15 protein-coding genes are annotated in these 17,344 nt (G+C 71.9%); 3 read left to right on the top strand and 12 right to left on the bottom strand.

Annotated elements, in window-relative coordinates; genetic code table 11:
* The first annotated feature begins 63 nt into the window (after window positions 1-63).
* Entirely contained in the window at window positions 64-477 is a 414-nt protein-coding gene (locus ACQPZG_RS03615; protein ID WP_433544281.1) for an arsenate reductase ArsC, read from the top strand.
* A gap of 715 nt (window positions 478-1,192) precedes the next feature.
* Here the strand turns inward: ACQPZG_RS03615 and ACQPZG_RS03610 are convergent.
* The 7 genes from ACQPZG_RS03610 to ACQPZG_RS03580 form a co-directional block, all read right to left on the bottom strand.
* Window positions 1,193-2,200, bottom strand: a complete 1,008-nt coding sequence (locus ACQPZG_RS03610; protein ID WP_433544280.1) for a sugar phosphate isomerase/epimerase family protein — start codon at window positions 2,198-2,200, stop codon at window positions 1,193-1,195.
* A gap of 8 nt (window positions 2,201-2,208) precedes the next feature.
* The gene (locus tag ACQPZG_RS03605) at window positions 2,209-3,372 is read right to left on the bottom strand and encodes a Gfo/Idh/MocA family protein (protein ID WP_433544279.1); all 1,164 of its coding nucleotides are present in this window, start codon (window positions 3,370-3,372) and stop codon (window positions 2,209-2,211) included.
* A gap of 86 nt (window positions 3,373-3,458) precedes the next feature.
* Window positions 3,459-4,520 (bottom strand): substrate-binding domain-containing protein, encoded by a 1,062-nt coding sequence (locus ACQPZG_RS03600; protein ID WP_433544278.1) that lies wholly within the window; start codon window positions 4,518-4,520, stop codon window positions 3,459-3,461.
* A gap of 52 nt (window positions 4,521-4,572) precedes the next feature.
* A complete protein-coding gene (locus ACQPZG_RS03595) occupies window positions 4,573-5,607 on the bottom strand; it encodes an ABC transporter permease (protein WP_433544277.1) in 1,035 nt (344 codons plus the stop codon).
* Window positions 5,604-7,100, bottom strand: coding sequence for a sugar ABC transporter ATP-binding protein (locus ACQPZG_RS03590; protein ID WP_433544631.1), 1,497 nt, complete (start codon window positions 7,098-7,100; stop codon window positions 5,604-5,606). The genes ACQPZG_RS03595 and ACQPZG_RS03590 overlap by 4 nt, the downstream gene beginning before the upstream one ends.
* 514 nt (window positions 7,101-7,614) lie before the next feature.
* Window positions 7,615-8,796, bottom strand: coding sequence for an ROK family protein (locus tag ACQPZG_RS03585; protein ID WP_433544276.1), 1,182 nt, complete (start codon window positions 8,794-8,796; stop codon window positions 7,615-7,617).
* A gap of 324 nt (window positions 8,797-9,120) precedes the next feature.
* A complete protein-coding gene (locus ACQPZG_RS03580; protein WP_433544275.1) occupies window positions 9,121-9,762 on the bottom strand; it encodes a GNAT family N-acetyltransferase in 642 nt (213 codons plus the stop codon).
* A 283-nt stretch (window positions 9,763-10,045) separates the two neighbouring features.
* Here ACQPZG_RS03580 and ACQPZG_RS03575 point away from each other — a divergent pair, with 283 nt between their 5' ends.
* Window positions 10,046-10,504 carry a DUF4383 domain-containing protein gene (locus ACQPZG_RS03575; protein WP_433544274.1) on the top strand — a complete coding sequence of 153 codons (459 nt, stop codon included), beginning with the start codon at window positions 10,046-10,048 and terminating at the stop codon, window positions 10,502-10,504.
* A 245-nt stretch (window positions 10,505-10,749) separates the two neighbouring features.
* Here the strand turns inward: ACQPZG_RS03575 and ACQPZG_RS03570 are convergent, their stop codons facing one another.
* The gene (locus tag ACQPZG_RS03570) at window positions 10,750-11,511 is read right to left on the bottom strand and encodes a GAF and ANTAR domain-containing protein (protein WP_433544273.1); all 762 of its coding nucleotides are present in this window, start codon (window positions 11,509-11,511) and stop codon (window positions 10,750-10,752) included.
* An 873-nt stretch (window positions 11,512-12,384) separates the two neighbouring features.
* Between ACQPZG_RS03570 and ACQPZG_RS03565 the strand changes: the two genes are divergently transcribed.
* Window positions 12,385-13,275 (top strand): endonuclease/exonuclease/phosphatase family protein, encoded by an 891-nt coding sequence (locus ACQPZG_RS03565; protein WP_433544272.1) that lies wholly within the window; start codon window positions 12,385-12,387, stop codon window positions 13,273-13,275.
* A 186-nt stretch (window positions 13,276-13,461) separates the two neighbouring features.
* On the opposite strand, the gene ACQPZG_RS03560 is transcribed toward ACQPZG_RS03565, so the two are convergent.
* From ACQPZG_RS03560 to ACQPZG_RS03545, 4 genes are all read right to left on the bottom strand, one after another.
* Window positions 13,462-15,000, bottom strand: a complete 1,539-nt coding sequence (locus ACQPZG_RS03560; RefSeq protein WP_433544271.1) for a UvrD-helicase domain-containing protein — start codon at window positions 14,998-15,000, stop codon at window positions 13,462-13,464.
* 444 nt (window positions 15,001-15,444) lie between these two features.
* Window positions 15,445-15,900 carry a hypothetical protein gene (locus ACQPZG_RS03555; protein WP_433544630.1) on the bottom strand — a complete coding sequence of 152 codons (456 nt, stop codon included), beginning with the start codon at window positions 15,898-15,900 and terminating at the stop codon, window positions 15,445-15,447.
* 164 nt (window positions 15,901-16,064) lie between these two features.
* The gene (locus ACQPZG_RS03550) at window positions 16,065-16,817 is read right to left on the bottom strand and encodes an alpha/beta fold hydrolase (protein ID WP_433544270.1); all 753 of its coding nucleotides are present in this window, start codon (window positions 16,815-16,817) and stop codon (window positions 16,065-16,067) included.
* A 109-nt stretch (window positions 16,818-16,926) separates the two neighbouring features.
* Window positions 16,927-17,178, bottom strand: a complete 252-nt coding sequence (locus ACQPZG_RS03545) for a DUF5133 domain-containing protein (protein WP_221507625.1) — start codon at window positions 17,176-17,178, stop codon at window positions 16,927-16,929.
* Window positions 17,179-17,344 lie beyond the last annotated feature (166 nt).

Genomic DNA, 17,344 nt, shown 5'->3' with positions numbered 1-17,344 from the left:
ACCAGCGAGGGCTGAAGTCATGGGCGGCCGGGGGCCGTCCTGCGACGAGAGAGAACCATCACCATGGCCGACAAGCCGTCCGTCCTGTTCGTCTGCGTCCACAACGCCGGCCGCTCCCAGATGGCCGCCGCCTGGCTGACCCACCTGGCAGGCGGCCGTGTCGAGGTCCGCTCCGCGGGCTCCGACCCGGGCACGGCCGTCAACCCGGCCGCCGTGGAGGCGATGGCGGAAGTCGGCATCGACATCTCCGCCGAGACGCCGAAGATCCTCACCGTCGACGCGGTGAAGGAGTCGGACGTCTGCATCACCATGGGCTGCGGCGACACCTGCCCCGTCTTCCCCGGCAAGCGCTACCTGGACTGGAAGCTGGAGGACCCCGCGGGCCGCGGCGTTGCGGCCGTGCGCCCCATCCGTGACGAGATCAAGACCCTGGTCGAGGGCCTGCTCCACGAGATCGCCCCGCCGAGGACCCCATGAGCCGGAGAGGCGACGCCACCGTCACCGGCTCCGGTTCCGCCGGACAGACGGCCGCGTCCGCCAGGTTCACCGGACACACGACCGCGTCCGCCGGGTTCAGCGGTCCCGGCGTCCGGCGGCAGACGCGGTCGTGCCCCGGGCGTTCCTCCCGCTCCTCTCCCCGTCCCCGCCCCTGACGCGCTCCCCGCTGGTGGCCTCACGCCCCGCCTCCTCGCACCCGTGCCTCGCGGGCGGAGCGGGTGGGGCCTGGTCGCGATGCGCGACCGACGCACGCCGTGTCACGCCCGACAAGCCCGTTCGTACGGAGCCGGAGCCGGAGCCGGAGCCGGAGCCGGAAGGGATGGTGCGGCAGAGAAGTCGTAGTGCGACCGGGAGTGGACAAAGCGGCGTGACGGTCGCAGCGAAAGCGGTGGCGGCGCAGGTCGGTGCCGCGGGTGGGCAGCGCCGTCGAGGCGGGCGCCGCAGGGCCGACGGAGTGCCCGACGGAGGACGGAGACCCGGACCCATCCCGTGCAGGAGCGGTTCAGGGGCCTGCGGCTCGCCAGCAAGCCCCGAGGGGGCCCGCGCGGGCCCTGAGCCTCCGCGCCCCCGACCCCGGCCCTGAGCCCCCCGCGTCCCCGACCCCGACCCCGGCCCTGAGCCCCCCGCGTCCCCGACCCCGACCCCGGCCCTGAGCCCCCGCTCCCCCGACCCCGGCCCTGGGGCCCGCTGCGGGCTACCCCCCTCCCCCGCCGAAGGCCGCGTCGAAGGCCGCGCCCGGGGGTTCGAAGTCGAAGCGTCGGAGGTGGGCGAGCGCCTCAGGGGCCCCCGACAGCCGGTCCATTCCCGCGTCCTCCCACTCGACCGAGACGGGGCCCTCGTACCCGATGGAGCGGAGCATCCGGAAGACGTCCTCCCAGGGCACGTCTCCGTGCCCGGCCGAGACGAAGTCCCAGCCACGGCGCGGGTCGCCCCAGGGAAGGTGCGAGCCGAGCCGGCCGTTGCGGCCGTCCAGGCGCGTGCGGGCCTCCTTGCAGTCGACGTGGTAGATCCGGTCGCGGAAGTCGTAGAGGAAGCCGACCGGGTCGAGGTCCTGCCAGACGAAGTGCGAGGGGTCGAAGTTGAGGCCGAACGCGGGTCGGTGGCCGACGGCTTCCAGCGCCCGGTGCGTGGACCAGTAGTCGTAGGCGATCTCGCCCGGGTGGACCTCGTGGGCGAAGCGCACGCCTTCCGCGTCGAACACGTCGAGGACCGGGTTCCAGCGTTCGGCGAAGTCCTCGTAACCCCGCTCGACCATGCGCTCGGGGACCGGCGGGAACATCGCGACCAGGTGCCAGATGGAGGATCCGGTGAAGCCGACGACCGTACGGACTCCGAAAGCTGCCGCCGCCCGCGCGGTGTTCGCCATCTCCGCGGCGGCCCTGCGGCGCACTCCCTCGGGGTCGCCGTCGCCCCAGATGCGGGGCGGCAGGATGGCCTGGTGCCGCTCGTCGATGATGCTGTCGCAGACGGCCTGGCCCACCAAGTGGTTGGAGACGGCCCAGCAGGTGAGGCCGTACTCGGCGAGCAGGGCGTGCCGGGAGGCGAGGTAACCGGGGTCGGCCAGTGCCTTGTCCACTTCGAAGTGGTCGCCCCAGCAGGCGAGTTCGAGCCCGTCGTAGCCGAAGTCGGCCGCGTGGGAACAGACCTCCTCCAGCGGCAGGTCCGCCCACTGGCCGGTGAACAGGGTGAAGGGGCGTGGCATGGGCCCTCCTAGATCTGTACGGGGGTGTACACGGCGTTCTTCTCCGCGCTCTCCTCCACGGCCGCGAGTACCCGCTGCACCTGGAGGCCGTCCGCGAACGACGGCCGCGGGTCGGTCCCGGTGGCGATGGCTTCGAGGAGGTCGCGGGCCTGGTGGACGAAGGTGTGCTCGTAGCCGAGGGCGTGGCCCGGCGGCCACCACGCCTTGAGGTAGGGGTGTTCCGGCTCGGTGACGAGGATGCGTCGGAAGCCCGCCGAGTGCGCGGGCTCGGTGTGGTCGTGGAAGGAGAGTTCGTTGAGGCGTTCCAGGTCGAAGGCCAACGAGCCGCGTTCGCCGTTGAGTTCCAGGCGCAGCGAGTTCTTGCGGCCGGCCGCCATGCGGGTGGCCTCGAAGGAGGCGAGGGCGCCGGAGGCGAGGCGGCCGGTGAACAGGGCCGCGTCGTCGACGGTCACTTCGCCCCGGTGGGCCGACGCGCCGGGGTCCGGTCGGGAGCGCACGAACGTCTCGGTGAGGGCGGAGACCCCGACCACCGGCTCGCCCGTGAGGTACTGCGCGAGGTCGACGATGTGCGCCCCCAGGTCGCCGAGGGCGCCCGAGCCCGCCCGGTCCCGCCGCAGCCGCCAGGTGAGCGGGGCGTCCGGGTCGACGAGCCAGTCCTGGAGGTAGCAGACCCGCAGGTGGCGGATCGGCCCGAGTCTGCCTTCGGCGACGAGCGTACGGGCGTACGAGACGGCCGGAACCCGACGGTAGTTGAATCCCACCATCGCCAACTGGCCTCGTGCGCGGGCCTGTCGGGCGGCGACGGCCATCGACTCCGCCTCCTCGACCGTATTGGCGAGGGGCTTCTCGCACAGGACGTGCTTGCCCGCTTCCAGGGCTGCGATCGCTATCTCGGCGTGACTGTCGCCAGGGGTGCAGATGTCGACGAGGTGCACGTCGTCCCGGGCGATCAGGGCCCGCCAGTCCGTTTCGGCCGCCGCCCAGCCGTGCCGCTGCGCCATGGCCCGTACGGCGGTGCGGTCGCGCCCGCAGACCGCGGCGAGCACGGGGGCTGCGGGCAGGTCGAAGACCCGGCCCACGGTGCGCCAGCCCTGGGAGTGGGCGGCCCCCATGAAGGCGTAGCCGACCATGCCGACGCCCAGCGCGGGGACGGCGGGTTCTGCTTCTTCCATCCGGGTCTCTCCTTGTCCGTCGTACGAGATCGGTGTCCGTCGCGGGCGGTCCGCCGGGAGGGCGGACCGGCCTTCGGCGGGCCTGGTCAGGTGAAGGACTGCGGCAGGTAGTCGTCGACGTTCTCCTTCGTCACGACGGCCGAGTAGAGGGTGACCGAGGCGGGGATCTCCAGCTCGGACATGCCGCCGATGCCCTTTCCCTGGCCGAGTGCACGGGCCAGGTCGATGGCCGAGGCGGACATGGTGGGCGGGTAGAGGACGGTCGCCTTCAGCACTCCGTCGTCCGCCTTGATGGCGTCCATGGCGGACTTGGCGCCCGCGCCGCCGACCATCAGGAAGTCCTTGCGTCCGGCCTGCGCGATGGCGCGCAGCGCGCCGACGCCCTGGTCGTCGTCGTGGTTCCACAGGGCGTCGAACTGCGGCTGTGCCTGGAGGAGTTGGGCCATCTTGGCCTGTCCGGACTCGACGGTGAAGTCGGCGGCCTGGCGGGCGGCCTTGGTGATGTTCGGGTAGTTCTTGAGGGCGTCGTCGAAGCCCTGGGTGCGGAGCTTGGTCAGCTCCAGGCTGTCGAGTCCGGCGAGTTCGATGACCTTGGCGTTCGGCTTGTCCTTGAGCTTCTCTCCGATGTAGCGGCCGGCGTTGAGGCCCATGCCGTAGTTGTCGCCGCCGATCCAGCAGCGGAACGCCTGGGGGGAGGCGAAGACCCGGTCCAGGTTGACGACGGGGATGCCCGCCTTCATGGCGGCGAGACCGACCTGGGTGAGCGCCTTGCCGTCGGTCGGCAGGATGACCAGGACGTCGACCTTCTTGTTGATGAGGGTCTGGATCTGCCCGATCTGGGCGGCGGTGTCGTTGGACCCCTCGGTGATGTCGAGGGTGACGTCGGAGTACTTCTCGGCACGCTCCCGGGCGTTCTTGTTGATCGCGTTGAGCCAGCCGTGGTCGGCCTGGGGGCCGGCGAAGCCGATGGTGACCTTCTTGCCCGGCTTGTCGTCGGCGACGGGCTGGTTGCCGGTGGCGGGGGCCTCCTTGCCGGACGGCTCGTTGCTCGTGCAGGCGGTGAGCAGGGCGGTGGCGGAGACGGCGGCGCCGCCGAAGAGGATCCCTCTTCGGGTGGCTCCGTGGCTGCTTGTTGAGCTGTGCGGCATGACGGTCGGACCCTTCGACTCGGCTGGTCAACTGGTGTGGTGGGGGCGGGCGTCAGACGTGCTCGTCGCGCACGGTGCGCCGCTGGACCAGAACGGCGGCGACGATGATCGCGCCCTTCGCGATCTGCTGGACGTCGCTCTGGAGGTTGTTGAGGGCGAAGATGTTGGTGATCGTCGTGAAGACGAGTACGCCGAGGACGGAGCCGACGACGGTGCCCCGGCCGCCCGTCAGCAGGGTGCCGCCGATGATCGCGGCGGCGATGGCGTCGAGTTCGTACAGGTTGCCGTTGGTGTTCTGGCCGGAGCCCGACAGGACGATCAGCATGAACGCGGCGATGCCGCAGCACAGCCCGGAGAGGAGATAGAGGTAGAGACGCTGACGGCGTACGTCGATGCCGGCGAGCCGGGCGGCTTCCGCGTTGCCGCCGACCGCGACGGTGCGCCGGCCGAAGGTCGTGCGGTTGAGGAGCAGCCAGCCGACGACGGTCACCAGCGCGAAGACGAGGACCAGCGGCGGGATGCCCAGGACGTACGCGTCCGGGATGCCGAGGTCGAGTACGGAGTCGACGGTGACGATCTGGGTCCTGCCGCCGGTGATCTGGAGGGCGAGGCCCCGGGCGGAGGCGAGCATGGCGAGGGTGGCGATGAAGGGCACCAGCCGGCCGTACGCGACGAGGACTCCGTTGACGAGCCCGCAGGCCGTGCCGACGATCACCGCGGTGAAGAGGATGCCCGCGAAACCGTACTCCTGGGTGGCCACGGTCGTCGCCCACACGGAGGCCAGGGCGACGATCGCGCCGACCGAGAGGTCGATGCCGCCGCTGATGATGACGAAGGTCATGCCGACGGTGACGACGCCGATCACCGACGCCTGGGTCAGGACGAGTTGCAGGTTGCCGGTGTCCAGGAACTGGTCGGGTTTGGTGATCCCGCCGACGACGACGAGCACGGCCAGGACGCCGAGGAGGGAGAGGTTGCGCAGGTCGAGCCGGAGCCCGAGCGGCCGCCTGCCGCGCTGACCCGGGGGTGGCGCGATGCCGTCCTGCGGCTTGACTTCGGACGCCTCGGAGACGTCGGGGTGGCTCATGCGGCGGGGCTCCCTTCCATGACGAGGTCGAGCACGCGGTGTTCGTCGAGTTCGTGCGCGGGCGCGGTGTGCACCAGGCGCCCTTCGCGCAGGACCAGCACCCTGTCGGCGAGCCCCAGCACCTCCGGAATCTCACTGGACACCAGGAGCACCGCCAGCCCCTCGTCGGCGAGGCGGCGGATCACCGCGTACAGCTCCGCCCGTGCCCCGACGTCGACTCCGCGGGTCGGTTCGTCGAGCAGCAGGACGCGGCAGCCGCGCAGGAGCCAGCGGGCCAGTACGGCCTTCTGCTGGTTGCCGCCGGAGAGGGTACGGATCCGCGCCTCGGGACGGTCGGGCCGCAACGACAGCTCCCGGGTGGCCCGTTGGGCCGCCGCGCGCTCGGCGCCGCGGTCGATCCAGCCGCCGCGCGAGAAGCGGGAGAGGGTCGAGAGGGAGACGTTGCGGGTGACGGACTCCAGCATGAGCAGGGCCTGCGCCTTGCGTTCCTCGGGGGCCAGCCCGATGCCTGCCCGTACCGCCGCACGGACACTGCCGGTGCGCAGCCGGTCTCCGTCGACGGCGACGTGGCCCGAGGTCGGCCGGCGGGCCCCGTAGATCGTTTCCAGGATCTCCGAGCGGCCCGAGCCGACGAGTCCCGCGAGCCCGACGATCTCGCCGGGGCGTACGTCCAGGTCGATGGCCTCGAACTCGCCCTGTCGTGCCAGCCCCTGGACGCTCAGTACGGGCGCGGCCTGCGTCAGGTCGACCGGCTGCGGGCGTTGCGGGAAGGAGTGCTCCACGTGGCGCCCGGTCATCAGGGCCACGATGTCGCGGGTCGGGGTGTCGCGTGCCGGCAGGCCCACGGCCACCGCCCGGCCGTCCTTCAGGACGGTCACGCGGTCGCCGATGCGGCGGATCTCCTCCAGCCGGTGCGAGATGTGGACGACCGCGACGCCGTCGGCGGTGAGGGCGGCCACGATGCGGAAGAGGTTGTCGACCTCGTCCGGGTCGAGGGCGGCGGAGGGTTCGTCCATGACGATGAGGCGCACGTCGTGGGAGAGCGCCCGCGCCATCGAGACGATCTGCTGCTGGGCCGCGGAGAGGGAACCGACGAGCCGCCCGGGGTCGACCTCGGGATGGCCGAGGCGGGCGAGGAGCGCGGCGGCCGCGGTACGGGCGGTCCTGCCGCGTACGACACACCCGGCGGTGGTCGGCTCGTGGCCGAGGAAGACGTTCTCGGCCACGGACAGGCCCTCCACCAGGTCCAGTTCCTGGTAGATCGTGGCGATGCCCAGACGCATGGCGGCGATCGGCGACTTGAGGGCCACGGTCCGGCCGCGCCAGGTGATCCGGCCGCCGTCGGGCTGGTGGGCACCCGCGAGGACCTTGATGAGAGTGGACTTGCCCGCGCCGTTCTGGCCGAGCAGGCAGTGCACTTCGCCGGACAGTACTTCCAGGTCCACGCCGTCGAGGGCGCGGACCCCGGGGAAGGACTTGGTGATGCCGGACATGGTGAGGAGGGGGCCCGCCGAGGGCGGGGGTGCTGTGGGTGGTGCCGCGTGCTCCGGTGCCATGACGATTCCCCTCGGCGGATACGGCCGTGAGCGGACAGGGCGGTGCCAGATCGGTGCGGTGGTACGGACTGCGCGGTGATGCGGGGGTGCGGCTGCTACGGGTGGGGCTCGGATGACACGGGTAACGCAAGTGGCGCGAACTTGCCTGTGGTGCGGGTGGTGGCGGCTGTGGTGCAGGGAGTGGCGGTGGTGACTGTCGTTCGTGCTCGCCGGTGGTGCGGAGAGTGGCCGTGGTGCGGGTGGTGACCGCGGTGCCGGTGGAGCCTGCGCGTCGGTGTCGTTGGTGCGGGAAGTGACGGTGGTGCGTGCCCGCCGGTGAGGTCGGCGGTGGCCTGGTGCGGGTGGTGGCTGTGGTGCGGGTTCGTCGCGAGTCGTACGGGGGCTGCCGGGCGTCGTATGCGGGGAGACCGTGCGTCGTGCGAGGTGGCGGGTGTCGTGCGACGGGCCTGGTTCAGGCTGGGGAGAAGACGTGGTCGCTGATCAGTCGGGCAGCACCGGTGACGCCCGCCGCCGGACCCAGTTCGCCCAGCACGATGGGGAGGTTGCCGGTGGCCAGAGGCAGGGACTGGCGGTAGACCTGGGTACGGATACTGGCCAGGAGGTTGTGGCCGAGGCCCGTCACCCCGCCGCCGATCACCACCAGGCCCGGGTTGAAGAAGCTGACGAGACCGGCGATGACCTGCCCGACCCGGTTTCCGCCCTCGCGGATGAGGTCGAGGGACGTGGCGTCCCCGGCCGCCGCCGCCGCTGCCACGTCCGCGCCGCTCAGCCGGCCCGCCACCTCAAGGCGTCCGGCGAGTTCCGCGGAGTGTCCCGCGCGGGCGGCGGTTTCGGCGTCCCTGGCCAGGGCGGCACCGCTGAAGTGGGCTTCCAGACAGCCCCTGTTGCCGCACGCGCACGGGCGGCCCTCGGGTTCGACCTGGATGTGTCCGATGTCGCCGGCGCTGCCCGTCGTCCCCCGGTAGACCTCGCCCCCGACGACGATTCCGCAGCCGATGCCGGTGCCGATCTTCACGCACAGGAAGTCGTCCACGGAACGGGCGACGCCCGCGTGCTGCTCCCCCATCGCCATCAGGTTCACGTCGTTGTCGACCATCACCGGGCAGCCCAGTTCCTGACTGAGCGCCTCGCGGACCGGGAAGCCGTCCCAGCCGGGCATGATCGGCGGAGCCACCGGTACGCCCTCGGGGAAGCGGACCGGGCCGGGGACGCCGATGCCCGCCCCGTCGAAACCTTCCGCGATGCCGGACGCCTTCAGCTTGGCGGCCATGGCGAGGGCCTGCTCGAAGACGGCGACCGGGCCTTCGCGGACGTCCATGGGGTGGTTGAGGTGGCCCAGGATCTCCAGCTCGGCGTTGGTGACGGCCACGTCGACGGAGGTGGCACCGATGTCTACGCCGAGGAAACGGAGTCCGGGGGCGAGGCGGATGTTGTGCGAGCGGCGTCCGCCCCGCGAGGCGGCGAGACCGTCCGCCACCACCAGTCCCGTTTCGAGCAGGCGGTCGACCTCGACGGCGAGCTTGGAGCGGGACAGGTCGACCTGATCGCCCAGCCGGGCACGGGAGTTGGGACCGCCGTCACGCAGCAGGCGGAGAAGTCGTGCCTGGTGCGCGTTCGCGGGTCGAGCCGTCATGCGCCTCACGTGCCCCTCCTGCCGCATCCTCCGCCGCCCCCAGGTGTGCGGGCTTTGGAGGGGAACGTAGCAGCGGGTGCCGGGACTGGGAAGAACTTGCGTAAGAACCCACTGCGACTTTCTCCACCGGAAGGACAAAGAGTGGGGCGTGGTCCGGGATTCCCCACGCGCCGGGGAGCCCGGCGGCCGTGAAGGCGCGAATGGCCTGGGCGGGTTCCTCTGCGCGGCAAGCCGCGACACCCTGTCCGTACGAGAAAACCCTGCCCCACGTGGGCGGCGGTGGCGAGCAGGTGCGGGCGAGCGCCGCTGGGGGGTTCGTCTTCCCTACCGCGCGCCGCTCCCCCGCGGTTCGGTCTGCCGTCGGGCCGGGGACGGGGGTTGTCCATCCTTCGGGGTACAGGGCTTGCTCATGTAGAGGGCGTACTCCCCGGCCGACGCGGTGGAGTCGTAGAGCGAGGTGTCGAGGCCGCAGAGGGCGAAGCCCATCCGCTGGTAGGCGCGGACGGCGGGGACGTTGACGTTCGTGACCTCCAGCCAGATGTGCCCGGCGCCCCGCTCGCGGGCGAACTCCTCGGCCCGGCGCATCAGCGCCCTGCCGACGCCTCGCCCGCGGTGCTCGGGGGCGACTTCGATGTCCTCGATGGCGAGGCGGCGGTTCCAGGGGGCGTACGAGGCGGAGACGAAACCCGCGAGGGATCCGTCGGCACCGCGAGCGAGGAGGACGCGGCTGTTCTCGTCGGCGGCCCCTCGTGCGTCGTTCCGATCGCAGTCGTCCGGGTCTTCCTTGGGGAACACCTTGGTCAGGGGCGGCTCCACTGGGGACTCGCGCAGTACGAACCCGTTCTCGGTGGTCTCCACGTGGAAGACGGTGGACGTGGTGAAGGAAGCGTCCAGCGCCTTGAGGGCCCCGGCATCCTCGGGGCCTGCGGTGCGGAACTCGTAAGCGGCGTCGTCAGCAGTGGTCATGGCGCGACGCTACGACCGGCGCCGGGGCAGTACGCGGGATTTCGGCCGCCCCCGCCCCTGACGGAACCGGTTCGCTCTGCGCCGTACCTTCGCCGACTGTCGTCGGCCGTCCGCTGCCGGACGGCTCGGGCCGCCCGGCAGCCTCTTCCGCCAGCAGGTCGTGACGGCGTCGGGTCCCGCCGAGTGGCGACAATCGAGTAAAGGAGAGATAAAGGGGTACACGGCATTCCCGCCTCGCAAAAGCGGGGCGGCGACTCGCCTTCACGAGGGGAAGTGCTGTCCGATGACTACCGCGCACACTCCGGTCTCGCCCGCGAAAAGCCCCGTGCAGAAGGCCGCGCTGCTGGTGGGCGCCGTCTTCCTGCTGGTGGGGGTCCTCGGATTCATTCCGGGCGTCACGACCGACTACGACACGATGAAGTTCGCGGAACACCACTCCGAGGCGAAATTGCTGGGCATCTTCCAGGTGTCGATCCTGCACAACATCGTCCACCTGCTGTTCGGCATCGCCGGAGTCGCCATGGCCCGCGCGGCCTCCACCGCCCGCAGCTACCTGTTGGTGGGCGGAGCCATCTACCTCGTGCTGTGGCTCTACGGTCTGTTCATCGACCACGACAGCGCCGCGAACTTCGTCCCCGTCAACACCGCGGACAACTGGCTCCACTTCGTCCTGGGTCTCGGCATGATCGCCCTGGGCGTCCTGCTGACCCGGAACACGCACCGCACCACTCACACACGCTGACGCAGACCCGCGGTCACCTCGCCGCACCGAGCGCTCGTGGCTCCCGGCAGGAGAGGAATTCCCTGCCGGGAGCCACGCGTGCGTCTTGCTCGCCTGCGGGAAGTACGTCGAGCTGCGCCGTATCCGTGTCCGTATCCGTATCCGTATTCGTATCCGCGCCCCGCACCGGAACCGGGCGTCGGCGCGCCTGCGGGGGCCGGGCCGCCCTCGGGCCCCTCGGACTGCCGCCCGTCGCGGGCCTGCGGTCAGCGGCGGGCGTCACGCCAGGGCGACGGCTTGAGCTCGGGCGGGTCGTGGGGCGGCTGCCCGGTGACGCGGGTGATGAGGTCGGTGCACAGATCGCGGAGCTTGACGTTGCGGTTCTGCGAGGCGCGCCGCAGCACTGCGAACGCCTGCTCGCCGGTACAGCGCTGCTGCGCCATGATGATGCCGACCGCCTGATCGATCACCCCTCGGTAGCGCATCGCGTTCTGCAGGTCGGCGGCGAACTCGCGGGTCTTGATCATCTCGCGGGCCAGTGCGAGAGCGCCGGTGGCCTGCTCGGCCAGGGCCCGCAGGCCGGCCACGTCGCTGGAGGCCAGCCCGTCCGGTTGCGGCGAGTACAGGTTCAGGGCCCCCGCGATGTCCGTATGCGCGGAGACCGGCAAGGACAGCGACGAGCGGGTCCCCGCTGCCAGCGCGTGGGCGGGATAGGCGCCCCACCGCTCCTCCCCCAGCAGATCCTTGACGTGGACCTCCTCACCGGTCCGCACGGCCTGCAGACACGGGCCGTCGTTCAGGCCGTACTGCTCCTCGTCCAGGGCGGGCGCACTGCCTCCCACGCTGGTGACGGTGACGTAGCCGCTGTCCGTCTCCAGGGTGATGCCGCAGCCGTCCGCGTCCGGCGCGTACGCCAACGCGGCGGCGGCCAGGCCGTGCAGGAAGTCCTCCACGCTCTCGGTGTTCAACAGCAGGTCGACCACGTGCGGCGGACGCCGACCGGGGAGGTCTTCGGGTGGGGAGTTCACGAGGGTGTCCGTTCCGCGGGCCTCAGCGGTGCGTACGGCCCGCTGGCAGGAAGCGGTGGGCGACGGGAGGACCACGGAACTCCGCCGCCGCAGGAACACACACCGGCATACAATCTGCGCCCGGCCTCCGGCGAAGACCTGGAAAAATGAGCCCGCGCCCCACCTTGCAACCATCGCGCGTCCCGGAGCAACCCGCAAACAGGACTGACCTCGCGCAGAAGCGGCGCCTCTCGCTGCCCCCGCGCCACCACCCGTGCGTCGATACCCGACCGCCCGACGGTGCACGGGCAGGGTTCCCGCCCCGCCACACGACACGGCGGCAGCCGTACGACGCGGTCGAAGCCGGAGAACGGCTGCACCGCCGTACCGCGCGACACGGTGGTGAGAGGCTCCCTCGACTGTCCGGGGAGCGGGCCATGATCGTGGCCGTCCGCCTGCCACCCGGCATGCGGGTCGGCACGCGGGTCGGCACGTACGAAGGGGCTTCCCTCTCGCGTATCAGGTAGGCGTCGCGCTTGCGCATCGGATACGCGTCGCGCGTCTGCGTGCTCACCGCGGCTCTGCGCGTCACGAGTCTGCCGGTCTCCGCGGCCCCCGCCGGGGCCGGGCAGGGCCGCCCGACCCGTGGCCGACGGCACGGGCACAAGGACGGGGGCGCGGACGGGCGGGTGGTCGCTCCGCGGGCGCCGCTCTCTCGGGGCGCCTCCTCGCGATCAGCGACCGGCGGGCTCCCCCGGCCCGCGTGATCCCGGCCCGCGTGATCCCAACCCGCGTGATCCCAGCCCGCGTGTTCCCCCCCGGTTCACGAGAGCACCACGTGCCCTCCACGCCATCGCCAGTGCCCGGCCGCATCCGCCGGTTACACACTGGGGCATGTCCTCGATCACTGCGCGACGCACCGTCGCCGCGACCGCCGCCGTCATCGTCCTGACCAGCACGCTCTCCGGTTCGGCCTCCGCCGCACCGGATCCGAAGCCCCGGGCCGCGTCCTCCGCGCAGGTGCTGAAGGTGATGTCCTTCAACACCTGGCACGGCGGCAACCGGGTCAGCAACGGCATCGCCAAGATCGCCGACGCGATCACCCGGGCCGGGGCCGACGTCGTCGCCCTCCAGGAACACGACGGCGACTCCGCCCGGCGCATCGCCGACCGTCTCGGCTGGTACACCACCGCGACCGGCACCCACGTGGACATCGTCTCCCGTCACCCCTTCGAGAAGACCGACCGGACCAGCACCGGCAACGGCGTGATAGCCGCGAAGATCAAGGGATTCTGGGTCTACTCCGTGCATTTCGACTACACCAAGTACGGCCCGTACAACGCCTGCTGGGACAACGACTCCTATGCCACGATCTACGCCGACGAGGCCAGCCGGAGCAAGCAGGCCAAGGAGGTCGTGAGCTGGGCGGGGTCCAGCCCCGCCATCGTCGCCGGGGACTTCAACTCGCCCTCGCACCTGGACTGGACCGCCGACACGAAGGCCGCGCACTGCAACTCCGTGGTGCAGTGGCCGACCACCAAGGCGTTCTCCGACAGCGGCTACCGGGACTCCTACCGCGAAGTACACCCCGACGAGGCAGCGCAGCCGGGCAACACCTGGTCCCCGGTGGTGAAGTCCACCGGCGGCCGCCCGGAGCCGCAGGACCGCATCGACTTCATCAAGTACCGCGGAGGCACCCTGAACGCCGTCTCCTCCACCACCGTCGGCGGCGGGGCGAACTGGCCGAGCGACCACCTGGCCGTACTGACCACTTTCACCTATTGAGCTGCACGCCGCCCGTCGCCTCGTCGCGCAGTCCGCGCGGACGCCCCCGGACGGGCACTCCTGACGCTGGGCGGTGACCGCCCCGCACACGGCGCGTGCCACGGGACCGCAGGGCCGCCCGACGGACGCCTGGGGATGCGTGCCCGCCCGCGGACGGTCCTGCGGCTGGGAGCCCAAGCCCTCCCATCAGTGGGAGGCGGGCCCCAGCGCGTCCCACGGCGAGGGGTGTTCCGGGGCCGTGGGCGGGAGGCTGTCGCCCGGCCTGCCGTCGGGATGCTGGTTGATCCAGTCCAGGCCACCGATGTCGAGCTGGTGGCGGGCGCGGGTGACGGCGACGTAGGCGAGGCGGGCTTCGGCGTCGTCGATCTCGCCCGGCAGCGGGTCGCCCGCGTCGTCCGTCTCCTCCTGGTCCGCCGGTTCGGTGAAGTCCTCCCCGATGCGGACCGAAGCCCACTCGCGCCCCTTGGCCTTGTGCGCGGTGGACACGACGATCTCCGCGCCCTCCTCGACGGAGAGCTTGTCCACGGCGCCCAGGATGACCTCGACGCCGTGCTCGTCGACGAGGTCCACCAGGGGCAGCAGGTCGCGGCCGGAGGGATCGTATTCGGCGTACTCCTGGAGTTCGCCCCAGGAGTCGAAGAGGATCAGTTCGGGATGGGTGCAGCGCTTGCCCTCCTTGAGGTCCCGGGCGGCTCGCGCGAGGGCGCGCAGCGCCTCGCCACCGCCCACGAGGGCGACGCGGCGGCCGGCCTCCAGCAGTCGCATCACTTCGAGCATCGCGCCGACGTTGGAACGGCACAGGATCGCGTCCGGCTGCTCGACGCGTTCCAGCCGGGTGCTGATCGCCGGGGTGCCGGTCAGCCGGATGGGCGAGTCGACGATGCGCAGCCACCGGTTCGCCTCCTCGGCGAGCGCGGAGCCGAACCGGAAGGACCGGGACAGGGCCAGTTGTGTGCCGTCGAAGTCGCTCATCACGTCCCGGGCACCACGCCACCCGTAGATCGCCTGGGCGGAGTCGCCGACCATCACCAGCTGTGCGTGGTGGCGCTGCCCGCTGAAGACCCTCTCCACGACAAGGTTGGTGTCCTGCGCCTCGTCGAGCAGCAGGAAGTCCGCCTTGATCACCGGGTCGGTCAGGGCCCAGATCTTCAGGTAGTGGTCGTGGTCGAAGCGGACGACGCCTTCGCTCGGATTCTGCAGGTCCTCCCACGCCTTGGTCGCGTAGGGCAGGACGACGTCGACGAGCTGGGCGTGCAGCTCCTCGGCCTCGATGCCGCGCAGGTGCGGGACGTGGTGGCGCTGGATGACGCGGTCCGCCGACTGGCAGAAGCGGGTGACGGTTCGCAGCACGGTGTAGGAGAGCGCCTTGTTGGTCACGTTCCGTTCGCCGATGCGCAGGCGCATGTGGCCCGCGATGCCGAGCAGGGCGCCGGTCTTCCAGCCGGGGAGCCGGGGGGCGTCCATCCGTGAGGTGTACTGGTGGCCCACGGCGCCGAAGGCGAGCGAGTGCGCGGTCCTGCACAGCACGTTGCCCGGGAACTTGCGTGCGGCGTCGCCGGCGATCGCCTTGTTGAAGGCGAGGTAGCGGCCGCGCCTCCCGGTGGCCTCGGCGAGCATGGCCAGCGTCGTGGTCTTGCCGGTTCCGGCGCCTGCCTGCAAGACCACGTGGTCTCCGCGCCGGAAGGCGTCGACGGCTGTGCTCTGCTCATCGGTGGGGGCGGGCATCGTGCTCCTCACGGGGGTCGCGGCTTCCTGCCGCAACCACACGTTTCCACAGAGGAGTTGCGTGTGTCCGGCGATCACCCACTCCCCGCTCCTCCGTGGCGGGGCACGCCCCGGCCAGAAGGCACTGGCGGGGCGGCGGTCGGCGCGCTCGCCGGGCCACCGCGCACGGGCACGAAGGGTCTTGCCCACGGGCCGGTGCTGCGGGAGCGCACCGGTTCGACGGAACGCGGTGGCGTGCGGTGCGGGTGTTCGGGGCCCCGGTCGGTGGCCTTGCCCTCCGTGACGAGGCCGGTGTCGGCGGTGTACCGGTCCACCAGGTCGCCGTCGGAGCGCACGCGCCGGGTGCAGTCCGGTTCCGGGGCGGCGGTGAAGTCCCCCGCGCCGGTGGGGGACGGGGCACCGGACGTACGTTCCGCGCCACGCCTTGCCGTCGCCGGACGGACCTCACTCGCCGGACGTGCCCGCCGGGCTCCGGCCGTCGCTCTTCTTCCCGCGTGGGCCGTTGCGGCCGCGCGTGAAGACCAGGACGCTTCCCGCGGCGGCGATCACGGCCAGCGCCAAGGCGATGCTGATGCCGCCCTCGGTGTCCCAGTACACGTCCTCCAGGCTGATCAGCAGGGCGGCCTCGTCGATGATCAGGGCCAGCCCCACCCCGTACGCCAGGCCCATCCAGGTCCGGGTGCGCGCCGAGCGGTGGACCAGGCCGACCGCCCCCACCAGCGCCAGCAGCAGGATTCCCCACACGTAGTGGTGGAGGTGCACTCCCCCGGCCTGTACGTCGCCCACCCCGGCCATGTCGATGTGGATGAGCCAGGTCAGCAGCCGCATGCCGCCGAACGTGACGGTGAACCCCCACCAGGCCAGGACGAGGCCCCGGCGCTCCGGTGTGATGCCGGGCAGGACGCGTTGCCAGCCGGTGCGGTGCGCGTGCCCGGACGCGGCTCGGTGCGACACCGACGAGCCGCTCCCGCCGTTCGGTGTCGCGGCCTCTTCGGGCGATGCCCCCGCCCTGTCGTCCGGTGCGGCAGCCCCTCCGGCCGGTGTCGCGGCTTCTTCGTGCGGTGTCACGGTCCTTCTTTCGTGGTGAACGTGCGGATCAGCCCGGCGACGGCGTCGGGTGCGCTGTAGTGGGCCGCGTGCGCGACGCCCGGCACGTCGACCGCTCGGCCGTCCCGGACCAGCCGTGCCACCCGTCGGGCCCAGCCGGCGGAGGCGACGGTGTCGCCGGCGCCCCTGACGACCAGGGTCGGCGCGTCGACGCGCCGCAGATGCCCCTCGAACGACATGTGGGCGTCGTGCGCGGCGCGGCGGAAGGACTGGACGAAGCGGACGGGGCCGGTCGTCAGGTAGTCGGCGGCGGCGAGAGCCAGCAGCGGGAGCGGCTCCCGTGGCGCGTCGGCGACCAGCCGGGCGAGGTGCCGCAGGGCCGGGACGCGCGGTTCGAGCGCCGGACCGATCAGCACGGTCCGGCGCACCGACCGCGGGTGGCGGGCGGCGAAGGCCGCGACGACCTGGCAGCCGACCGAGTTGGCCACCAGCACGGCGGGTCCGGCGCCGCTCTCCCCGTGCCAGCGCGCCAGGGCGTCGCTGAGCTGTGCGATGCCCGGGGCACGGCGTACGGCCGCCCGCGAGCGCGCGTTGCCCGGCAGGTCCGGTACGAGCACCGTCGTCCCGTCCGCGGCCAGCCGCCGGGCGAGCGGGAGGAAGTACCGTCCCGAGAGGCCGAGCCCGTGCACCAGCACCACGACGGGGGAATCCGCCCCGGGGGGCGGGCCGAACCGGCGGGTGAACAGGCCGGATTGCCTCAGGTGTTCCATCGGCCCGCCTCCCGCGCGGTACGTGCGCGCTCGCGGCGACGCGCCTCCGTGGCCGGAGCGGCCGGTCGCCCCTGCGTCGGCAGGCGGCTCCGGGCCCCGGCCCCCGGGGTCACGCCGCCATCGGGAGGTCTTCGCGGGACCGCTCCGCTGCGACCGGGGCAGCCGGAAGCTCGGCGCGGGCGAGCAGTTGGTCGGCCACCGCGAGTGCCTCGCGGACCTCCCGGGTGCCCGTCAGCACGCACAGGGTGTAGGCGATGTCGCGGAGCTCTTCCTCCGTGCCGGGCCGAACGTGCTGGGTATGTGCGATGCGCGCCTCGGCGAACCGGGCGAGAAGGGTGCGGAGGGTCTTGGCGTCGGGCATCAGCACGTTCGATTCCTTGTCGTGAGAGGGAGGATCGGAGTCCTTCAACGCTGATCGATTGCCCCGCGATACGGATCACAACCCCGACCAAACGACCTTTGTCATGAGATCACACGAAGCACGGAAAAGAGCTGTTTCAGCCGCTTTGGTGGTGTTGCGGCGGGTC

The organism is Streptomyces sp. CA-294286, assembly GCF_050947155.1.
Classification (GTDB): domain Bacteria; phylum Actinomycetota; class Actinomycetes; order Streptomycetales; family Streptomycetaceae; genus Streptomyces.
The sequence above is the reverse complement of the archived record's forward strand: the minus strand, read 5'-3'. Positions and strand labels throughout refer to the sequence as shown.